Annotated in this window: 28 protein-coding genes; 18 read left to right on the top strand and 10 right to left on the bottom strand. The window is 40.9% G+C overall.

What is annotated here, in order from left to right; translation table 11 throughout:
* Positions 1-213 precede the first annotated feature (213 nt).
* A complete protein-coding gene (locus AACX68_RS11310) occupies positions 214-510 on the bottom strand; it encodes a hypothetical protein (protein ID WP_228859228.1) in 297 nt (98 codons plus the stop codon).
* 22 nt (positions 511-532) lie between these two features.
* Between AACX68_RS11310 and AACX68_RS11305 the strand changes: the two genes are divergently transcribed.
* Positions 533-1,096: a hypothetical protein gene (locus tag AACX68_RS11305; RefSeq protein WP_228859227.1), complete on the top strand. Its 564-nt coding sequence runs from the start codon at positions 533-535 to the stop codon at positions 1,094-1,096.
* A 100-nt stretch (positions 1,097-1,196) separates the two neighbouring features.
* On the opposite strand, the gene AACX68_RS11300 is transcribed toward AACX68_RS11305, so the two are convergent.
* Positions 1,197-1,874, bottom strand: coding sequence for a DUF2829 domain-containing protein (locus AACX68_RS11300; RefSeq protein WP_228859226.1), 678 nt, complete (start codon positions 1,872-1,874; stop codon positions 1,197-1,199).
* Between the two features lie 432 nt (positions 1,875-2,306).
* Between AACX68_RS11300 and AACX68_RS11295 the strand changes: the two genes are divergently transcribed.
* Complete coding sequence (locus tag AACX68_RS11295) at positions 2,307-3,269, top strand: hypothetical protein (protein ID WP_228859225.1); 963 nt, start codon at positions 2,307-2,309, stop codon at positions 3,267-3,269.
* 341 nt (positions 3,270-3,610) lie between these two features.
* Here the strand turns inward: AACX68_RS11295 and AACX68_RS11290 are convergent, their stop codons facing one another.
* From AACX68_RS11290 to AACX68_RS11260, 7 genes are all read right to left on the bottom strand, one after another.
* Positions 3,611-4,030: an antiterminator Q family protein gene (locus AACX68_RS11290; RefSeq protein ID WP_228859224.1), complete on the bottom strand. Its 420-nt coding sequence runs from the start codon at positions 4,028-4,030 to the stop codon at positions 3,611-3,613.
* Positions 4,023-4,886: a helix-turn-helix domain-containing protein gene (locus AACX68_RS11285; protein ID WP_228859230.1), complete on the bottom strand. Its 864-nt coding sequence runs from the start codon at positions 4,884-4,886 to the stop codon at positions 4,023-4,025. The genes AACX68_RS11290 and AACX68_RS11285 overlap by 8 nt, the downstream gene beginning before the upstream one ends.
* 52 nt (positions 4,887-4,938) lie before the next feature.
* Positions 4,939-5,205 (bottom strand): hypothetical protein, encoded by a 267-nt coding sequence (locus tag AACX68_RS11280; protein WP_228859223.1) that lies wholly within the window; start codon positions 5,203-5,205, stop codon positions 4,939-4,941.
* Positions 5,202-6,590, bottom strand: a complete 1,389-nt coding sequence (locus AACX68_RS11275; RefSeq protein ID WP_228859222.1) for a replicative DNA helicase — start codon at positions 6,588-6,590, stop codon at positions 5,202-5,204. Before AACX68_RS11275 ends, AACX68_RS11280 begins: the two co-directional genes overlap by 4 nt.
* Positions 6,583-7,434, bottom strand: a complete 852-nt coding sequence (locus AACX68_RS11270) for a replication protein (RefSeq protein ID WP_370630291.1) — start codon at positions 7,432-7,434, stop codon at positions 6,583-6,585. Before AACX68_RS11270 ends, AACX68_RS11275 begins: the two co-directional genes overlap by 8 nt.
* A complete protein-coding gene (locus AACX68_RS11265) occupies positions 7,427-7,615 on the bottom strand; it encodes a hypothetical protein (protein WP_099126128.1) in 189 nt (62 codons plus the stop codon). Before AACX68_RS11265 ends, AACX68_RS11270 begins: the two co-directional genes overlap by 8 nt.
* Positions 7,616-7,728: 113 nt before the next feature.
* Positions 7,729-7,965: a transcriptional regulator gene (locus AACX68_RS11260; protein ID WP_228859221.1), complete on the bottom strand. Its 237-nt coding sequence runs from the start codon at positions 7,963-7,965 to the stop codon at positions 7,729-7,731.
* Between the two features lie 116 nt (positions 7,966-8,081).
* Here AACX68_RS11260 and AACX68_RS11255 point away from each other — a divergent pair, with 116 nt between their 5' ends.
* The 16 genes from AACX68_RS11255 to AACX68_RS11180 all read left to right on the top strand — a co-directional run bounded on the left by AACX68_RS11255 (position 8,082) and on the right by AACX68_RS11180 (position 14,699).
* Positions 8,082-8,825, top strand: coding sequence for a LexA family transcriptional regulator (locus AACX68_RS11255; protein WP_228859220.1), 744 nt, complete (start codon positions 8,082-8,084; stop codon positions 8,823-8,825).
* A 236-nt stretch (positions 8,826-9,061) separates the two neighbouring features.
* On the top strand, positions 9,062-9,289 hold the full coding sequence (locus tag AACX68_RS11250) for a hypothetical protein (RefSeq protein WP_228859219.1): 228 nt from the start codon (positions 9,062-9,064) through the stop codon (positions 9,287-9,289).
* 11 nt (positions 9,290-9,300) lie between these two features.
* Positions 9,301-9,507: a hypothetical protein gene (locus AACX68_RS11245; RefSeq protein ID WP_228859218.1), complete on the top strand. Its 207-nt coding sequence runs from the start codon at positions 9,301-9,303 to the stop codon at positions 9,505-9,507.
* Between the two features lie 17 nt (positions 9,508-9,524).
* On the top strand, positions 9,525-9,908 hold the full coding sequence (locus AACX68_RS11240; RefSeq protein ID WP_228859217.1) for a hypothetical protein: 384 nt from the start codon (positions 9,525-9,527) through the stop codon (positions 9,906-9,908).
* Positions 9,905-10,321, top strand: coding sequence for a hypothetical protein (locus AACX68_RS11235; protein WP_228859216.1), 417 nt, complete (start codon positions 9,905-9,907; stop codon positions 10,319-10,321). The genes AACX68_RS11240 and AACX68_RS11235 overlap by 4 nt, the downstream gene beginning before the upstream one ends.
* 71 nt (positions 10,322-10,392) lie before the next feature.
* Positions 10,393-10,728 (top strand): hypothetical protein, encoded by a 336-nt coding sequence (locus AACX68_RS11230; RefSeq protein WP_228859215.1) that lies wholly within the window; start codon positions 10,393-10,395, stop codon positions 10,726-10,728.
* Positions 10,725-11,042: an ANR family transcriptional regulator gene (locus AACX68_RS11225; protein ID WP_228859214.1), complete on the top strand. Its 318-nt coding sequence runs from the start codon at positions 10,725-10,727 to the stop codon at positions 11,040-11,042. The genes AACX68_RS11230 and AACX68_RS11225 overlap by 4 nt, the downstream gene beginning before the upstream one ends.
* Positions 11,029-11,217 (top strand): PerC family transcriptional regulator, encoded by a 189-nt coding sequence (locus AACX68_RS11220; protein WP_228859213.1) that lies wholly within the window; start codon positions 11,029-11,031, stop codon positions 11,215-11,217. The genes AACX68_RS11225 and AACX68_RS11220 overlap by 14 nt, the downstream gene beginning before the upstream one ends.
* A 6-nt stretch (positions 11,218-11,223) precedes the next feature.
* Complete coding sequence (locus AACX68_RS11215; protein WP_228859212.1) at positions 11,224-11,700, top strand: hypothetical protein; 477 nt, start codon at positions 11,224-11,226, stop codon at positions 11,698-11,700.
* Between the two features lie 10 nt (positions 11,701-11,710).
* Complete coding sequence (locus tag AACX68_RS11210) at positions 11,711-12,496, top strand: ORF6N domain-containing protein (protein ID WP_228859211.1); 786 nt, start codon at positions 11,711-11,713, stop codon at positions 12,494-12,496.
* A gap of 9 nt (positions 12,497-12,505) precedes the next feature.
* Positions 12,506-12,742: a hypothetical protein gene (locus tag AACX68_RS11205; RefSeq protein WP_228859210.1), complete on the top strand. Its 237-nt coding sequence runs from the start codon at positions 12,506-12,508 to the stop codon at positions 12,740-12,742.
* Positions 12,739-13,353, top strand: a complete 615-nt coding sequence (locus AACX68_RS11200) for a hypothetical protein (RefSeq protein ID WP_228859209.1) — start codon at positions 12,739-12,741, stop codon at positions 13,351-13,353. The genes AACX68_RS11205 and AACX68_RS11200 overlap by 4 nt, the downstream gene beginning before the upstream one ends.
* The gene (locus AACX68_RS11195) at positions 13,346-13,570 is read left to right on the top strand and encodes a hypothetical protein (RefSeq protein ID WP_228859208.1); all 225 of its coding nucleotides are present in this window, start codon (positions 13,346-13,348) and stop codon (positions 13,568-13,570) included. The genes AACX68_RS11200 and AACX68_RS11195 overlap by 8 nt, the downstream gene beginning before the upstream one ends.
* Positions 13,570-13,914: a DUF551 domain-containing protein gene (locus AACX68_RS11190; protein WP_228859207.1), complete on the top strand. Its 345-nt coding sequence runs from the start codon at positions 13,570-13,572 to the stop codon at positions 13,912-13,914. Before AACX68_RS11195 ends, AACX68_RS11190 begins: the two co-directional genes overlap by 1 nt.
* 1 nt (position 13,915) lies before the next feature.
* Positions 13,916-14,389: a phage protein NinX family protein gene (locus AACX68_RS11185; protein WP_228859206.1), complete on the top strand. Its 474-nt coding sequence runs from the start codon at positions 13,916-13,918 to the stop codon at positions 14,387-14,389.
* Positions 14,379-14,699 carry a hypothetical protein gene (locus AACX68_RS11180; protein WP_228859205.1) on the top strand — a complete coding sequence of 107 codons (321 nt, stop codon included), beginning with the start codon at positions 14,379-14,381 and terminating at the stop codon, positions 14,697-14,699. The genes AACX68_RS11185 and AACX68_RS11180 overlap by 11 nt, the downstream gene beginning before the upstream one ends.
* A 135-nt stretch (positions 14,700-14,834) precedes the next feature.
* On the opposite strand, the gene AACX68_RS11175 is transcribed toward AACX68_RS11180, so the two are convergent.
* Positions 14,835-16,097 (bottom strand): tyrosine-type recombinase/integrase, encoded by a 1,263-nt coding sequence (locus tag AACX68_RS11175; RefSeq protein WP_228859204.1) that lies wholly within the window; start codon positions 16,095-16,097, stop codon positions 14,835-14,837.
* Positions 16,098-16,112 lie beyond the last annotated feature (15 nt).

The raw sequence follows: 16,112 nt of genomic DNA, 5'->3' as shown, positions 1-16,112 counted from the left end.
AGCCAGTCACTGAGGTGTACCCAGATATTAGGATCTTCTTTCATCTTCATATTTCCACCCCATCAGAACAATGGGCGTCCGTGGGGTGAGTCTGTGGTCGCCCCTGTGAGTTGTAGTAAATAGGTTGCCAGCCGCAATAGGAGATATTGAGGTTATGGGAGTGATTGCGGTGGCGAATTTGGAATGCCCTACGTTAAATAAAGGGTATTAATTTTAGTCATCACTAGCATACCAATCACTTTCCGCTATCTGGCATTCGAGGGAAAAAATTTCATCTTGGTAATTTGCAATGACCTGTTTTATTACGTTTTTTTGTTCAAATGTTAATGAATCCCAGATTGCAATGATGGGTTCATTTTGGTGAGAGCGCTCTAGCTCAATAAAAAGTTCTTGGATAATAGATGTCTTGGGGATCTGTGGTGCCGCTCTTTCGGATGAATTAACCCCTATAGATAAACGAGTGATACCGTTATCATCAGTAATGACAATTTTTTCTTTAGATAAACGCATACCACCCTCACAAGGACACATAATGAATTATCAAATATTTTCAACTCTATTTCAGGATACACATACGCCCAACGCTTGGATTAATCTAGCTGAAAATACATCACCTATGGTTACTGTCTTAACGACGCATTTATTATGCGAAGGCTTCTTAGAAGCTTATATTTGTTCAAAAGTAAACATTCCTGATTTGTTTTCTGATACTCCAGAAGCTGGAAAAGTGAAGTTTAGAATGCAATTTAGTAGTAAGCTAAAATTCGCTCAGCGTTTAGGGCTTCCATTGGATGCCTATAAGGCTATTGATATTTTGAATAATGTCCGCAATGAATTTGCTCATCGTTTACTTCAAGCTGAAATTAGTAACGAAAAAATTAATCAAATAGCTGCCAATGTGAATAAAATTCATTGTTATGAAAATCAGCATGCGCTTGAAGAAGAGAAATTTGAATACACTAGCGAGGATGGGCAGACCTCTCACATATACGCTTTTAATGATCCACAAACACCTAATGCAATGAAACTCATTATTGCCTATGGTTCATTAATTACTCGCTTAATCCAATTATTTAAAGATAAATACAAAAAATAATATGATTGGTACCCGTGATTACTGGGTACCATATTAATCCTTATACGTTCCCTAAAAACAAAAAGGCCGCATTAAGCAGCCTTGAATTCAGTGTGTAGATTTATTGCCAGTTGAAGCAAAAGTGCAGTGTCTTACCTACGCTTTGTTTCATTAGTTCGCCTAATCGCTGTACATCATCAGACTTATATAAGAAATCAGTTATAGAAATTTCGTTAGAACCAATGCCAAGATTATAAGTTGAACCATTCACTCTTACTTCAAGATTCTTATTCACTAAGTCTGATTGGTTTTGGGTATCGACTCGCAATTCTATACCAATATCGCTGGCAAGTACCATGTACATAAACGAGATGACATTTCCAATACCTAGAGTGTTTTGAAAGTTAGTCAGAGTGCCAAAAGTAGGTTGATCGTAACCTGAATTAAAACCTTTGGCTATATATCCCCACTTTTCACCATTACCAAAGTTACCAATCGCTATATTAAGATCAAAAGACAGCATGCATTCAGTTTTCCAATCGAGTGCCATCATATTTTCGTACAATTCTTTCTGGGATGGTTTCCAAGGAGATAGAGAGCCATCTTTGTTTCTTTTCTCAATAAAAGGCTGCTTCGTGCCATGGTTAAGGTACATGACCTCTTTGGGAAGAATCCAGCCTACACGATAGATTTTTCCCCCAGAGAGCATTTGTCCTAGCGCCCATGCGAAAGACCCCGGACCTGCCATTACAATAGCATCACCATTGTCATACTGTTTTGGCTTATTAACATCAGACATAAACACCTCACTTTATTATTCGTTAAAGGTCATTTCATCCTACTGCTAACTAGCCAGTTAATATTACTGAGGTCAGGTTCTTATCTCAATTGAATAGCCTATAACAGAATCAATACGCCTTAAAATAAGGCAGCGCATTATAAAGTTTATCTGTTAGTCGAGTGCGTAATTCAGTGAGGTGTATATTTGAAGTTTGGTGCTGATGCATGCCATGCCAGCCATTATTCAGATAGTAACTATTGTCTGAGAACGGGGAGCATGGGCTTTCAACAATACCGCCATCCAGACGGTAGCCTGAGTGGACGCACCTTAAACAGGTCTTAATGCCTCTCGAAGGGAGATTACATTCATTATTGTATAATTAGCCATCAATTTAGATCATTAATTGTGCTAATATATGCCCGCCATATCTTAAAGGGAGCGAAATTTAGCGTGATATATATCAAGAATGCAGGTAGCTTCGAGAAACTAAAAGATTGGGAAATTCTTGTTAAAAGAGTGAATTTTCAACAAGAGGTTGATTTATCATCTAAAAAACTGCTTGATGCTTTTGGTTTTTATGAACTATCTGCAAAACAACCGTGCGGCATCAAAAGCTGTAGAAAACAACACTACAAAGGTGTCCTTGTTATCACAGAGGATGGTATAGAAACCAATATTGGACACAATTGTGGATTCAGAATTTTTGGTGTTAAGTTTGAAAATTTAGCTACTGAACTAACTAAACGAGTAAATTACTATAAAACCCTAACTGCAGTAAAAGAAGCAAAAAGTAAAGTATGGGAATATTGGCAATTAGCTGCTAAGTTCCAAGTTGGAGAACGCAATCTTCAATGGGTTGCTCATAATTTTATGGATATAAAAGACATATCCATCATAGGCAGAAGTGCATATCAAAATATAATGCGCCTTGCTGGTTCCGGAAATGGGAAAGTCACCATCTCTAGAAGAAAAACTGCTGAAGAAAGTGATATGGAAGATGTTATGAGTGATAAAGATCACTCTCATTTACAGCCTTTAGATAACGAGACGGATAAAAATAAAAAACCACAATATAAGCAAGTGGTTATTGGTACCATTCAACATTGCGAAAGTGTTCTTTCTGACTACGATGTTGCTTTAATTTATGAAAGAGATGTCAAAAACGTACTTAATGCTCTTGATGAGTGCAACCCAGATAGCATGCATCAAAACAAACTGACCTCTCTACATATAAAAGTGTCTAAACTAGATGAGCGAATACGATTCATTGAGGAAAGAATAAAGAAAGCGCAAGTTTTCTTAACTCAAACGAATCTAGCTCCTCTTTACGCTAAAATTGAAAGCCAACGCAATGTAAGTAAAAAAGATAAAGAATTATTTTCTGCTTTTTTACTAACCCTGCCTGAAGTTTAGGTTTGGAAGTCTAGACCAAAAATCATAATCATCAGGGTGGAATGGTACACAATCACCATCCACCCACCCTGCAAAATGAAGAAATTCATTTTGGTTACCAAAGACAGCCGACACCAAACTATATCCCTCGCAATCACTAAAGATAACAAATGAATTCTGCGATAATTTTTTCTTTGGCACCTCTTGGGAAGGGCTAAAGTTTAATGTACTAATCATTGGTGACAAAATAACCCCCAATAAACAAAAAACCCCGCGAGTGCGAGGTCTGAAATTAATAAGCTGTGTGACATTGCTATCACTCTTATCACAATAGCAGCATTTTTACGTACGTAAAGCTATTTTTAGAAGTTACTGCATAATTGATGGGTACTAATATTCTGCGGTGCTAACTGGACGTATTTATCCATTTCCAGTGCGACATCCAGCATCATTAACATACCTTCAATAACACCTTCGGCCTTTTGAAGCTTCTTCCCGATGTGTCCATCAGAACACTCATGATCCTGCGCCAATTGCATGAACGTTTTCCCGAAGACGTAATAATCAAATAGCAGATCATGGGCCTCGTTATTATTCTTGTTCAGTCTCGCCATGCAGCTAGAAATTATGAGGGCATCATCATCACAGCACTGTGGACGTGATTTTACTCTATTCGGGATTAACCCCTTAAAACCTGCTGCAATGGATGACCAGTAAACACCGTCACTGTTATCAGCCGCCCATGCTCCCCAGCGTTCCAATACCATCTGAATATCACGCATCTGCACACTCTCCCACCAGATTGAGGATAACCCTGTCGGTCAGCGCACGATCATGGAACCGCTCTTCCCCTAATACCCACTTACAAACCTCAATCGCTTCCTGACGACTCACAGGCTGAATGGTGGCGAGTTTCTTTTCGATATACTCTTCCCGGTCATAGATATAGTACCGATCAGCATCACCGAATCCGTCCGGATACAACTCTTTATCCGCCACATTGCGCATCTGATATAACCAGCTCCAATACAGACACTCACGGACCACATCAGACAAGGTGTGCGGTTCAGGTAGCTGCTCGGCAAAGCCTTTTGCTGTAACCTGACGCAATTTCTCAGTTTCGATAATGCGATCACCATGCATACACCCTTCCGCCAACTCCTTTTCATTCCAGTAGTAGCCGGACTCATAAATTTCGGCCAGCTCACCGACCAGCATTAATTTTTCCGGCTCGGTCAGTTCCAGCGCGGCTTCATAAGTAGCGAAAACACCCCTGACCTGACTGGCTTTCTCCACCTGTGCTTTCGCCCGATCAAGGTAGCCTTGCGGGTTATCCATGCCGACAGAGCCAAAAGCAACCTGAAACGGGTGCGCACCGGTTTTCATCAGATAGTCAGAATATTTCTGCTGCGCCTCTTTCGGGGTAATTTTCAGTTTTTTTAATGCAGCTTCGGCAGCCTCAAAGTGGGCGGGTTCGTTGGTCTTAATGACCGCCAATACCCACAGGTAAGCATCCACCTGTTTGTTACCCGTGATCTTACGCTGAACGGGTAGCGGTTTGACCGTGGCTAGTTCAGTGCTGTAAGTCGGTTCAGGAATAGTAAAAAGTGCTTTGTGTACTAAGTTGTCCGTCATTATGCTGCCTCTCACGGCTTGATGACTATAATGTTTAGTTTGTATGGTTTCGTCTTCACATCAGCTGTGTTTCTGAAACTTTTCCGTCATCATCCATTGGGTAGAATGCGATCAATTCATACTCCCAGCCATTATCAGTAGCACCATCTTCATACTTAAAAGAGAAAGTGAACAAATAATCTCCCTCCCTTTTTATTTCTGGCGCGAGTCGCATAAATCCCTCCAGATCTTTTAGTTCATCAATGACCGTTTCACCTTCCACATAACAAATGAATGGATGAATTTCTTTTTGATAATGGACTTTTAAGGTAATCTTCCTCATACATTTGCTCCTTTAGCAAAACGTTTGTGTGGCTTGTTATCGGTGTTCTGGCAGACTTTGGCGGCTTCTTTCTGATCGACCGAAACAAAGTGACCATTACGGAATCGCTGGTAAACCGTACCAAGCTGACCAAACCTGTTTTTGGTGACGATAATTTCTGCGTAGGGTGCTGCGGGGGAATTTTCTTCGTATACGGCCTCACGATACAACATAATGATGCTGTCCGCGTCCTGCTCAACACTGCCAGAATCGCGTAAGTCAGCGTTTACCGGACGTTTATTGGTGCGTTTCTCAACGTCTCGGGACAGTTGACTCAGAGCAATAACAGGTGTGTGAGTGTCTTTTGCCAGTCGCTTTAAACTGGCTGAAATATGTGCGACTGCCAGATCATTTCGCTCTGCCTTTGGCTTATCAATCAGACCTAAATAATCCACCATGATAAGAGACAGTGCCGGATGTGCTTTCTTGTGGCGCTTAGCGATAGACATAATCTGCTCGACCGTTAGCTTACTGGCATCAACAACCCATACATCTAACCCTTGCAGCCTGCCAATACCGCCTGCCACTCTCGCCCAGCCTTCGTCGTCCATTCTGGCGGGGTTTCGCAAGGCTGAGACTGCCAGACTGGATGCCCCCGCTAACTGACGTTCAATAATCTGCTGAGAGTCCATTTCCATTGAGAAAATCAACACGCCGCGCTTCTGGTCAGTGCCGGTGACTTTCTGACTTGCGACACCCTCCGCGACTTTCAGAGCAAACTCTGTTTTACCCATGCCAGGGCGAGCGGCAACAATCACCAGATCGACCGGGTTGATACCGCCTGTTATCTCGTCCAGCTCATCAATGCCGGTCTTCAAGGTATCGGACTGCTCGCCGTTCTTGAGTCTCTTCTCCAGTACTTCGGTGTAATCGTCTAATAGCTCAGAAACATGCAATGGCCTGATTTCATCGCGTGGCTTTCGAACTTCCATTGACTGAGAGATAAACCAATCCATCGACTCCGCCGCATTCTCAATAGTGCCAGTCAAAATGCGCTCTCTGGCTTCATCCATCAACTCAATCATTTTTCTGCGTTCATGGTTGGCTAACACCATGTTTGCATAGCCTTTCAGGTTGGCAGCACTGGGACAGTTCTTTGCAATTTGCATGACATTCATCCACTGATCGTCACCCATCGCATCGGCTACCATCAGAGAATCAATCATCCCTCGCGTTTTTGCTTGTGAGCGAATGATCCTGAACATCTCACGGTAGAATCTTGAGTGAAACACTTCCGGTTCTAGCGTTGCCAGTACGTCGCTGGCATCCTGTGATAACCCGCTAATCAGCAAGCCGCCAATCACGCTGGCTTCGTACTCATGGTAGTTTTCGATGTAATTATTCATCGCCTTTCCCCGCAAATTTCCCTTCACGAACGCCGGTCAGCGTTGTTTCTCTTAGCAAAAAATCAATATCAGCCGTCCAGCCCCGATTACTCTCCCCGAAGTAAAATGGTCGAGCCATGCCAACAAATGCCCTGACGTAAGCTCTCCAACCGTTAACATTCGGAGTGGCTAGCTTTGGAATGATTTTATTTAAGGCTCTTTGGCGCTTGGTATTAGCCTCCACAGCGTGAGGTAGTCTGTCACCGACCTCTTCGTTGTAAGCATTGAGATATTCGTCGTAGTTGATTTTTGGGGTAGGTTTTCGCTTTTTAGGTTTAACAACCTCATCCACATTCCCCTCGTGAGGGGTAAGGGGTGTATTATTATCTTTCTTTTCTTTTGTAATAGTTTCTTTTGTGTGTCCCTGTTTTGGTGACAACCCTGTCACGGTTTTGGTGACACTTTTTGTCACGGTTTTGGTGACAAAGTCACTATTCTGGTGACAGTCTGGAATTTCCCATTCAGAAAGGTTCTTGTTTGGCCCTATCATCATTCCAACTTTTACTATCACTTTCATGTTGATAAGTTCATTCTTTGCCTTGTTTACTTTCTGTCTTGGTAGTCTGGTTAACTGGCTCAACTGACTATCTGAAATTCTGTCCACCTTTTTACTGAAGCCGTATGTTTTTCTGCAAATAGCATGAGCGACTTTAGCTTGGTTTCTGGTTAGATTTGCTCCAATTAATTCTTCATAGAGATTATTTGCAAGCTTCGTATATCCATCGTCTATATTGGCCACTCGACTCTCCATCTCAAAGGTTGCTGGCCTCAACTGAATGACGTTATTTAATGCCGGGCTACCCATTTGCAACCTCCGGTCTGAAGGTTCCGAGAATTTCGTTGAATTGATCTACCGAAAAATCTTCTTTAAGAAGATCTTCAAGAAATTGGTTTGGAATAAAGGTAAATCCGTCTTCTTTTGGCAAGTGCAGCAAAAGCTCTTTAGCTCTCCGCTTGTAATCCTCAATTTTTATAACGTTACACATGACACCCTCCAGACAACTTTTATCGATGTTCTTTTTGTAACCTTCCCAGTATTTCCTGTATCCATGCGCCATCGTCAGGATCAAAATGCGATGGCATGGTCACTTTGGTGTAATCAGGAAACATGCTTCGTTGGTGAATTTATGAAGATTAAATTTTCTTTCTTTACTGGCGATAACCCGCTGAATCTCCTAGTTCCATCTTCAATACGACTCGCCATATCCGGTGAAGCCCTGCGAAATCCACCCGCAATCAAATTTAAATACCCAATGCTTGTCCCTACAATTTGAGCAAGACTCTTCCAGTCCTCTCTGCTGGCTTCTTTTTTCCAGCGGTGCAAATCATTTCTCATATTTTTATCTCATAAGTTAATTTACAACCCATAATTTATCTTTTTGATAAAAATTTGCAAGTTTTTTTATCATGCTGCATATTTATCAAATTGCTAATTAATGTGATCATCGTGATATGGAAACTAAAGACATAAGACGCAACAATTTGCGCACCTTGATGACACAGTATGTGCGTCAAGGGACATCAAAAGCAGCATTCGCAGAGTTGATAGGAATTCCACCCAGTCAGCTCAGTCAGCTAACGAGTGATAACGCGGTAAGAAACGTAGGAGACATCATTGCTAGACGCATAGAGGCGAATTTAGAACTACCAATTGGTTGGTTAGATATCCCTCAGCAACTAATTGATAACCGTGATAATAGTCACAAAGAAAGAAACAATGAGAACTATCACTTGCAAAACATTTCACATGAAGTTACTGATCTTTCATACAGGATTGAACAGCTCGATGTGGAATTTAGTTGCGGAGGTGGTAGATTGAATAGCGATTATCCCGATATAGTTCGCTCAATTGAAGTTGATCCTGAATATGCAAAACGGATGTTTGGTAGTAGGCCATCAACATCATTAAAACTAACAACTGCTCTAGGTGACAGCATGCTAGGGACAATTAATCCCGGTGAACTGGTCGTCTTAGATGTAACAGTCAACCGTTTTATGAGTGATGGTATTTATGCATTTACATACGGGGATGGGATGCACATTAAACGACTCCAGCTCTTAAAAGATAGAATCGTTGTTATTAGTGATAATCAAATTTATGACAAATGGGAGATTGATTCTGAAAATGAATCAAAATTCCATATACACGGATTTGTTGTTGGTAAATGGAAGATGGATTACGCACGATTGGGATAATAAAAAATTAGATAGCTAAAGCCAGCTTTCGAGCTGGTTTTTTTGCGCTTTAAAAAACAAAAAAGATAAATAAATTTATCAATATATATCAATAATTTATCAAAAAACACAAATAAATTGATAAAAAATTTATCAATTTGCTATTTACAATAATTTATCTTTTAGATAAAGTCAGAGCCAGTAAGGTTGAAAGTATCTCAATAAGTTTCACTCAGGACAGCAGCAAGGAATTAAAAATGATAAATAGACCAATCCCCAAAGAAACATTAACAACTCAAAACTCATTAAAACTTGCAGAAAGGTTACAAACTTATTTATTTACATGGTCGGCATCAGAAAAAAATAAAGACACAGTGCATTTAATTGAAATGGCTATAGATACCACAAATAAAATTATTGATAACTTAAATAATTCAACCAATACCAACAATGAAGAATCCTCACTATCCATAAAAATAGAATAAGGCCAATCAACATGAAAACAAAAATATCAGTTGGGGATAAATCTTATTTACAGAACGCACTGGAAATTAATGAAGAAATGCAGGCTTTATTAGCTCCATTATTAAAATTAGATGAAGAGGATATTGACACTGATTATTATTTAAAGTTACGGGCCGCGCATAGATTGTCAATGTGTCAGTATCGTGACCTGAATACATTAAAAAATAACTTCGAATAAATATATCAGGGTGGAATATGTCAAACAAACTACAAACCGCCGTCGAAATTGCAGAAGAAATTGAATCATCTATATTCCCTGTGGTTACTGCAACTCAGAATGAAGCAGAACCGGATACTTATCTAATGTGTCGGGGAGTTCATCGTCAGGCAATTAATTTAGCGCAACAATTAAGGGAGATAAACAAAGACTTTATTATTGAAGGCACTGTCGATAAATGCAGTGATATGCGATTCGAATTAGAACCCGCTCATGTAGCCATCAATAAATCAAGAGTATTTATTAATGCACTTATTGAAAATGAAAGAAATGATGAAAGAGCAGTCGAGCTTTCTATTTTATCCGATTTAGTATTGACCGCAATAAAAGAAATAGAACGAATAAGAGGTGAAGAATTATGACAATATTAAAACCCATCGAAATTGCCACTAATAAAGACATCAAAGTCGAAACACGTGAAGTCTATGTCGTTCGTGGTGCTAATAGAGCGTATTTAAGTGAAAGCGGTGCACTGAATAAATTAGCTTATGTTCGGGCACAAGAGCAGTTTGATGATGAATGCAGACAAAGCAACTATCCTCTCAAAGAAGTTAAACAGGAAGACGGAACGATTAAACTGATGTTTGGTGAAATGCGCCCTGATTTTATACTAAGGCATTCTCGGATATTAAATGAATTACAAGACGATATTAAAAAAGAAAAGGAGTTCCTTCTACTTAAAAAAGAACATGCTAAGAAAATGGAAGAACATAAAAGATTATATGATGAATTAATGGAATTAGATAATAAACTCTGCTCATTACAAACAAAATAAAAACAATAAAACAAATTTAATTACAGTGCCTGCACTGGGGACTCGCTTACTCCAAAAACGGAGAATATAGAATGACACAATCGACCTTGCTTGAAAGAAAGCGAAAGGCTCTTATTAACGCCATGTTGAGTACATTACAAAAGAAACACGGTTGCCACTCCGTAATAGTCAAAGTAGGTAGAACTAATTACCGACTGGATTTAGACGAAGAAATATTAAATACCGCCTTAGTCCGTTTCTTTGAATCCGATGTACTGGCGTTAAAAAGTAAGCCAATAGCCGAATTGCTTATCATGAATACATATAACGAGCTTTATACCAAGCACGGGAATTTAACCCCACTAGGTGACGAGTTTATTAATGACCTATTAAAACTTATTGCTAAAAAAACGGAGCCAATAAAATGAAAAAGAAATCCTATTTAGAATTTGCCAATATCGCTATTCAAATGGAAAAAGAAGAAAAGTATAACCTTGCTGCCGAATACTGGGGAAAAGCTAATAAATTAGCAAATACGCTGAATACCCAACTCTGGTCTGAATATCGCCAAGAGCATAATGAAAAAAGATATTCATTGCATCATAGCCATAGTACCGCATTAAGAAGTCAGAAAGAAAATCAGCGAACAAAAGAGGTATTAAAAAAGCACCTTGATAATCACACTGAAACCAATAAGTGGAAACAGAAATTTCAACAGGCGGTGAATAATGACGGTATATGAACAGGCAGGCGAATTAGCACGGAATTTAGAATCGAAAGGTTTATTCCGTCGCGCTGCGAATAAATGGGGTGAAGCCCTTTCATTATCCAATAATCTCAAGCAAGAACAGGAATGCATTAAAAACGGCGCTCGCTGTATTCAAAAAGCAAAAGTAATTATTCGTGAGGGGTGGTAATTAATCATGACAATAAAAGAAATGATCTCCATTTTAAAGAAAAGTAGATTCAAGTGCCCTGATTTTCTTTTAGATGAAGAAAGAATAATAGCTAATGACCCACCATTAACAGATGCGGAGAGAATGGAATGGGCTGAGTTTTCGGTTAAGCAAAATAGAGCTAGGGTTGCCAAAGAATACTTAGTTTCATGTGGTGAGCGCTTCGGAAAACTTGAAAACGAGAATTTTATATTTACCCACAAAAATTGCACCACTGAAATAGATTCTGACGTAATTGAAACGCTACTTATTCACCAAATAGAAAAACCAATTTTAGAAATTAATCCAATTGAAAAATATATCGCATTGCAACGTTTCTATTTAGCAAACGAAGTAGATGAAAAAGAAAACGGTAGTACATGGATGCGTGATTTTATCGACGGAGTATTTATCAACGGATTCAAATTATTTACTGCTGAACCAGCATCACCCAGCACTCATTGAGAGACGAGATATGAGCAAGAAAAATGAATTAGTCACTATCGACTCAAGCAAGCTTCCAGTAATCGAATGGCAAGGCGTTCGTGTTGTTACTACTGAAACATTAGCGGCTGGGTATGGTACAGAGGCGGTAAATATCCGCAATAACCTATCTCGCAACAAAGGACGCTTTATTGAGGGCCTGCACATTTTCACTCTCGAAGGAGAGGACATCAAAAATTTGCGAGTAACTAATAGTTACGCACAAATTTCAAGCAAAGCGCGCACTGTCACTCTATATACAGAGAAAGGTGCTGCGCGTATGTCGAAAATTGTTGATACCGACGAAGCGTGGTCTTTCTTTGAAAAGATGGAGTCAGCTTACTTTCACCAGAAAAAACCAACAACAAACCAACCTGTTTTACCCGGCAATTACATTGAAGCACTGGAAGCATTACTGACAACGGAAAAAGAAAAGCTCGTTATTGTTCAAGAGCGTGATGAAGCTCGCCGCACCAAATCACAGATCAGCCGTAGTCGTGAGGCTAGCGCACTCGGCAAACTCAGTGCTGCCACCCGCAAATGTCGAGAACTGGAAGAACGCCTGGGTGAAAGCACCAAACACTCAACCATTACCAGCGTATTTAGGGCTACAGAAAAAGAGTACAAATACGCCCCGCTGCGCAAGTGGTGCCGTGAAAACAATATGGAAGCTACCGACGTACCCGACCCCAGATATGGCAGCGTGAAATCGTGGCCTGCCGAAGCATGGCTGGCTGTATACGGTATCGATCTCAAAAAACTGTTTGGTAAGAAGTGAGGAATGGAAATGGAAAAATACATTGTGACCTATTTAGCTGATTACCCTTGCGGGCATCGACACACACTGCGCGTTGTTATGGACGCTCATAACGCAATGGATGCTATCGAAAAATCTCTGGCAGCATTAACTGATGATCAGCTGACCTCAACTAATCACACGCTCTTTTCTGTTATGCCGGAAGCGTTCAACGAAAACACCATTGGCAGTCTGGATGCATGCCCAAAAGCGGAGGTGAAGTCATGATCATTGATACCGATTTGTTACGTGCTGCTTTAGTTTGTGTAGCCAAAGGTGAGCAAGCAGAAAAACACCCCGGATTGACCGGGGTCCATATCACCCGGCAACACCTTGAAGCCACTAACGGACATGTACTGGTACGCATGGAGCTGACAGAACATAGCGGCACTTTCTTTGATGACAATGATGCAGATGATCTCAATCTGGTTATCCGGTTCTGTGGTGATATTCCAGAGCAGGCTTGCTTTACGGAAATTATCTTGGGTGACGAGGTGAGAGCCATTCATCTGGATAAAAGCAATGAGATTTTTAGTTTCACTCGACTGGAAATAATCAAGGGTCGCTTCCCTGACTTAGATAAAACCATTCCAACAGAGAAGCAGGATGTTATGCCGATCTTCTCGGCTGAGTATCTGTCTTATCCGGCCCAAATGTTTAAGGGATCAGCATCGGTGCTCATTGAACCCTCCGGCATGAATGCCCCGTGTCGGTTCCGGTTCTGCTCTTTCACGAACAGAATTTACGGCAACCCTGTTTTTGTAGCTTTTCCCATACACGAAAGCATCTTCGAGCTTGCCGAGCAAAAGGTAAAAGAAATGGAGGCAAGCCGTGACTGAGGAACACCGCCAGATGGTGGACATCCATGACGAGCTGGTCAGAACAATAGTCCACATCGACGATGGCAGGGATTGGGGGCAGCGCATTATCCATATCATGAGACGTAACTTTTACATTCACGAGGGCATCTGCCCTCCTCTTCCACCAGCACCCAAAGTGGCAGCAGTGAAAATAACATCAACGAATAAAAAGCATAACAAACGGGGTAGAAAATAATGATAAACATCGATAACGCACAGAATGACATTGGCTTGCCCGGACAAATCGACGACGGGCGTGAGTGGGCAGATTGGTTATTGAAGAAGGCGGAAGAGAGCAGGAAATTACCAGTCATTCCATGGGTCAGTGTCAAAGAAAGAATGCCCGTTGATGATGACGGCTTCAACCATCTATGCCTTGTTTATTACACCTACATCGGAGGATATGGCCAAACCATAGCTAGCACAGGTTATGACTGGTGGGATTCTGACAAAGGCGAATGGATGGAGCACGATAATTCTGAAGTTACACACTGGTGCTATATGGATGATGTTCCTGCGCCAGCAACACAGGAGAATTGATGTGAAAATCAAAACAAGTGAGCTGACAGGTAAGGCGTTGGATTTTTCTGTAGCCAAGGCAGTTGGTATGGATATTTATATGTGCAGTCGCTCTCATGATGATGAATATGGGTGGATTGGGAATTATGAAGTCACGGCTCATTCCTTTGAAACTCCAGTTATAACCTTTGGTCTGTGCAAAAATCTTTGTATTGAATTTAATGGTGATAGCACGAGGTATTCACCATCTACCGATTGGTCGCAGTGTGGGCATTTAATGGATAGATACTGCAAATCGTTCGGTATGGTTCAGCGTAGAACCAATGAAACATGGCGCGCATTTGCCTATGGTGCACCGTGGAACGGGCAGGACACAATGAGATTGGCATCTGGGGATACTCTGCAAATTGCGTTCTGCCGCGCGTTGGTTACTGCACAATTAGGCGACGAAGTTGAAATACCGAGTGAGTTGATGGAGAAGAACAATGATCAATAACTCATTCCACCTGACTCAGATTATTGCCTCAGTCTGGAGTGATCCGTCTGATATCACTGATGTAATCTGGCATTCTGGATACCGTAAGCCGGAACGAGAAGCAAAAGAAATAGCCCAGATCACTATCGACATTATGGAAGGGGTGCCCGATGTGGTGCCCTACTCCGCAAGACCGAAGAATTTGAACGATATTCTCATGGCGGAACTGAGCGACATTATTTTCGGTGCAACGTGGAGTGATAAGGCAACTCCGGCGAGTGTGGCGAGGGTGATATTGGAGAACGGTTATCAAAAAGGAGAAGAAAAATGAATCAGTCACCTTATATCAAAACTCAGGAACTGGCAGAACGATACGGTGTAAAACCACATACTATAAGATTGTGGTGCGGTAATGGGAAGCAACGTCGAGAAGGCTTCCCAAAACCCAAGTTTAAATCCAATCAGCTTAATTTTTTGCGGCAGGATATTCTTGATTGGGAGGACGGGAAACAATTTTAGTCAGTTTATCCCACCAGCGTTCATACGCTTCTCTCTGCTCATTTAGGTAGGTGTGCTTATCGTACACCTGCCAAATTCCCGGCAGTTTATGACCCAGCATGATTTCAGCGACATGAGGTGACGTTAATTCAGATATCTCAGTACGCATGGTTCTACGTAGATCATGAACCGACCAAGATACATAGGAATCATCAAAATATTCGGCCATTTTTTTACTTAGCCTTCCAATTATTGTACTGTGCGAGTTTTGAACCAGTGGCTTACCTGTGGATACGGTAAATAGATATTCGCTGCCATGATTTAATCCCTTCGCTTGTTCAATGAGTTCTTTAGCTTCTGGGATAATGGGCCTAATGATAGGTTTTTTAGATTTCCTGCCTGTTTTATGATTTCTTGGGGGAACGATCCAGATGTTATTTTCATAGTCAAAATCATGAACCTTAGCTTTTAACAACTCACCAATACGACAGCCAAACAATAAGCATAATTTTACTATTATTGCATTACGAGGATTACATTCAGGGCTATTGATAATATGAAAAAGCACCACTAACTCTTCCTCATTTAATATTCTACCGCTTATATCATCATCAAGATCTATGTCATCATTTGCATTCTTTTTGCTTAGGTCATTTCTCTCAACATCAGATAATGGGGTTAGATTAGTCATCCCTCTCCGAACAGCCCACCTGTGCGCAGTCTTTGTATATGCCAATATCCGAGCACCTATTGATGGCGATTGTTTGGCTACACCTTCAATCAAAGAAAGCCAAACATGTAGCGTCACTTCGTCATGAGGTAGCTTGCCAATTTTAGGGAATACATGAATTTCAAAAGAACGCAAAACTTCATCTGCTTTAACCTTTATTCCTTGCATTGTGGTTTCCCACCAATCTCTGATAAGTCTCTCCACCGTAACAGCATTCAAAACCGCTTCTTTGCGAACACGCTTAACCATATTAGGATTTCGATACTGTTCTAGCTCACTACGATAAGAAATCGCTAAATCTCGAGCATCTTTTAAACTAGTGGCTGGGTAAGTGCCAATATCAATCCGCTCCCCTTTGCCATTCCAGCGATACCTAAATTGGAATATAATCTTCCCCTTGGGGGTAATGCGAACAGATAAACCATCTCGATCTGATTTAGTAGAGATTTTATCTTGTGGTTTGCCACTGGTAGAGCGAAGCCATGAATCGGTAATTGCCATACAACATCCCTCAAA

This window comes from Xenorhabdus sp. PB61.4, from assembly GCF_963894935.1.
In the GTDB taxonomy this organism is placed as follows: Bacteria; Pseudomonadota; Gammaproteobacteria; order Enterobacterales; family Enterobacteriaceae; genus Xenorhabdus; species Xenorhabdus stockiae.
The sequence above is the reverse complement of the archived record's forward strand: the minus strand, read 5'-3'. Positions and strand labels throughout refer to the sequence as shown.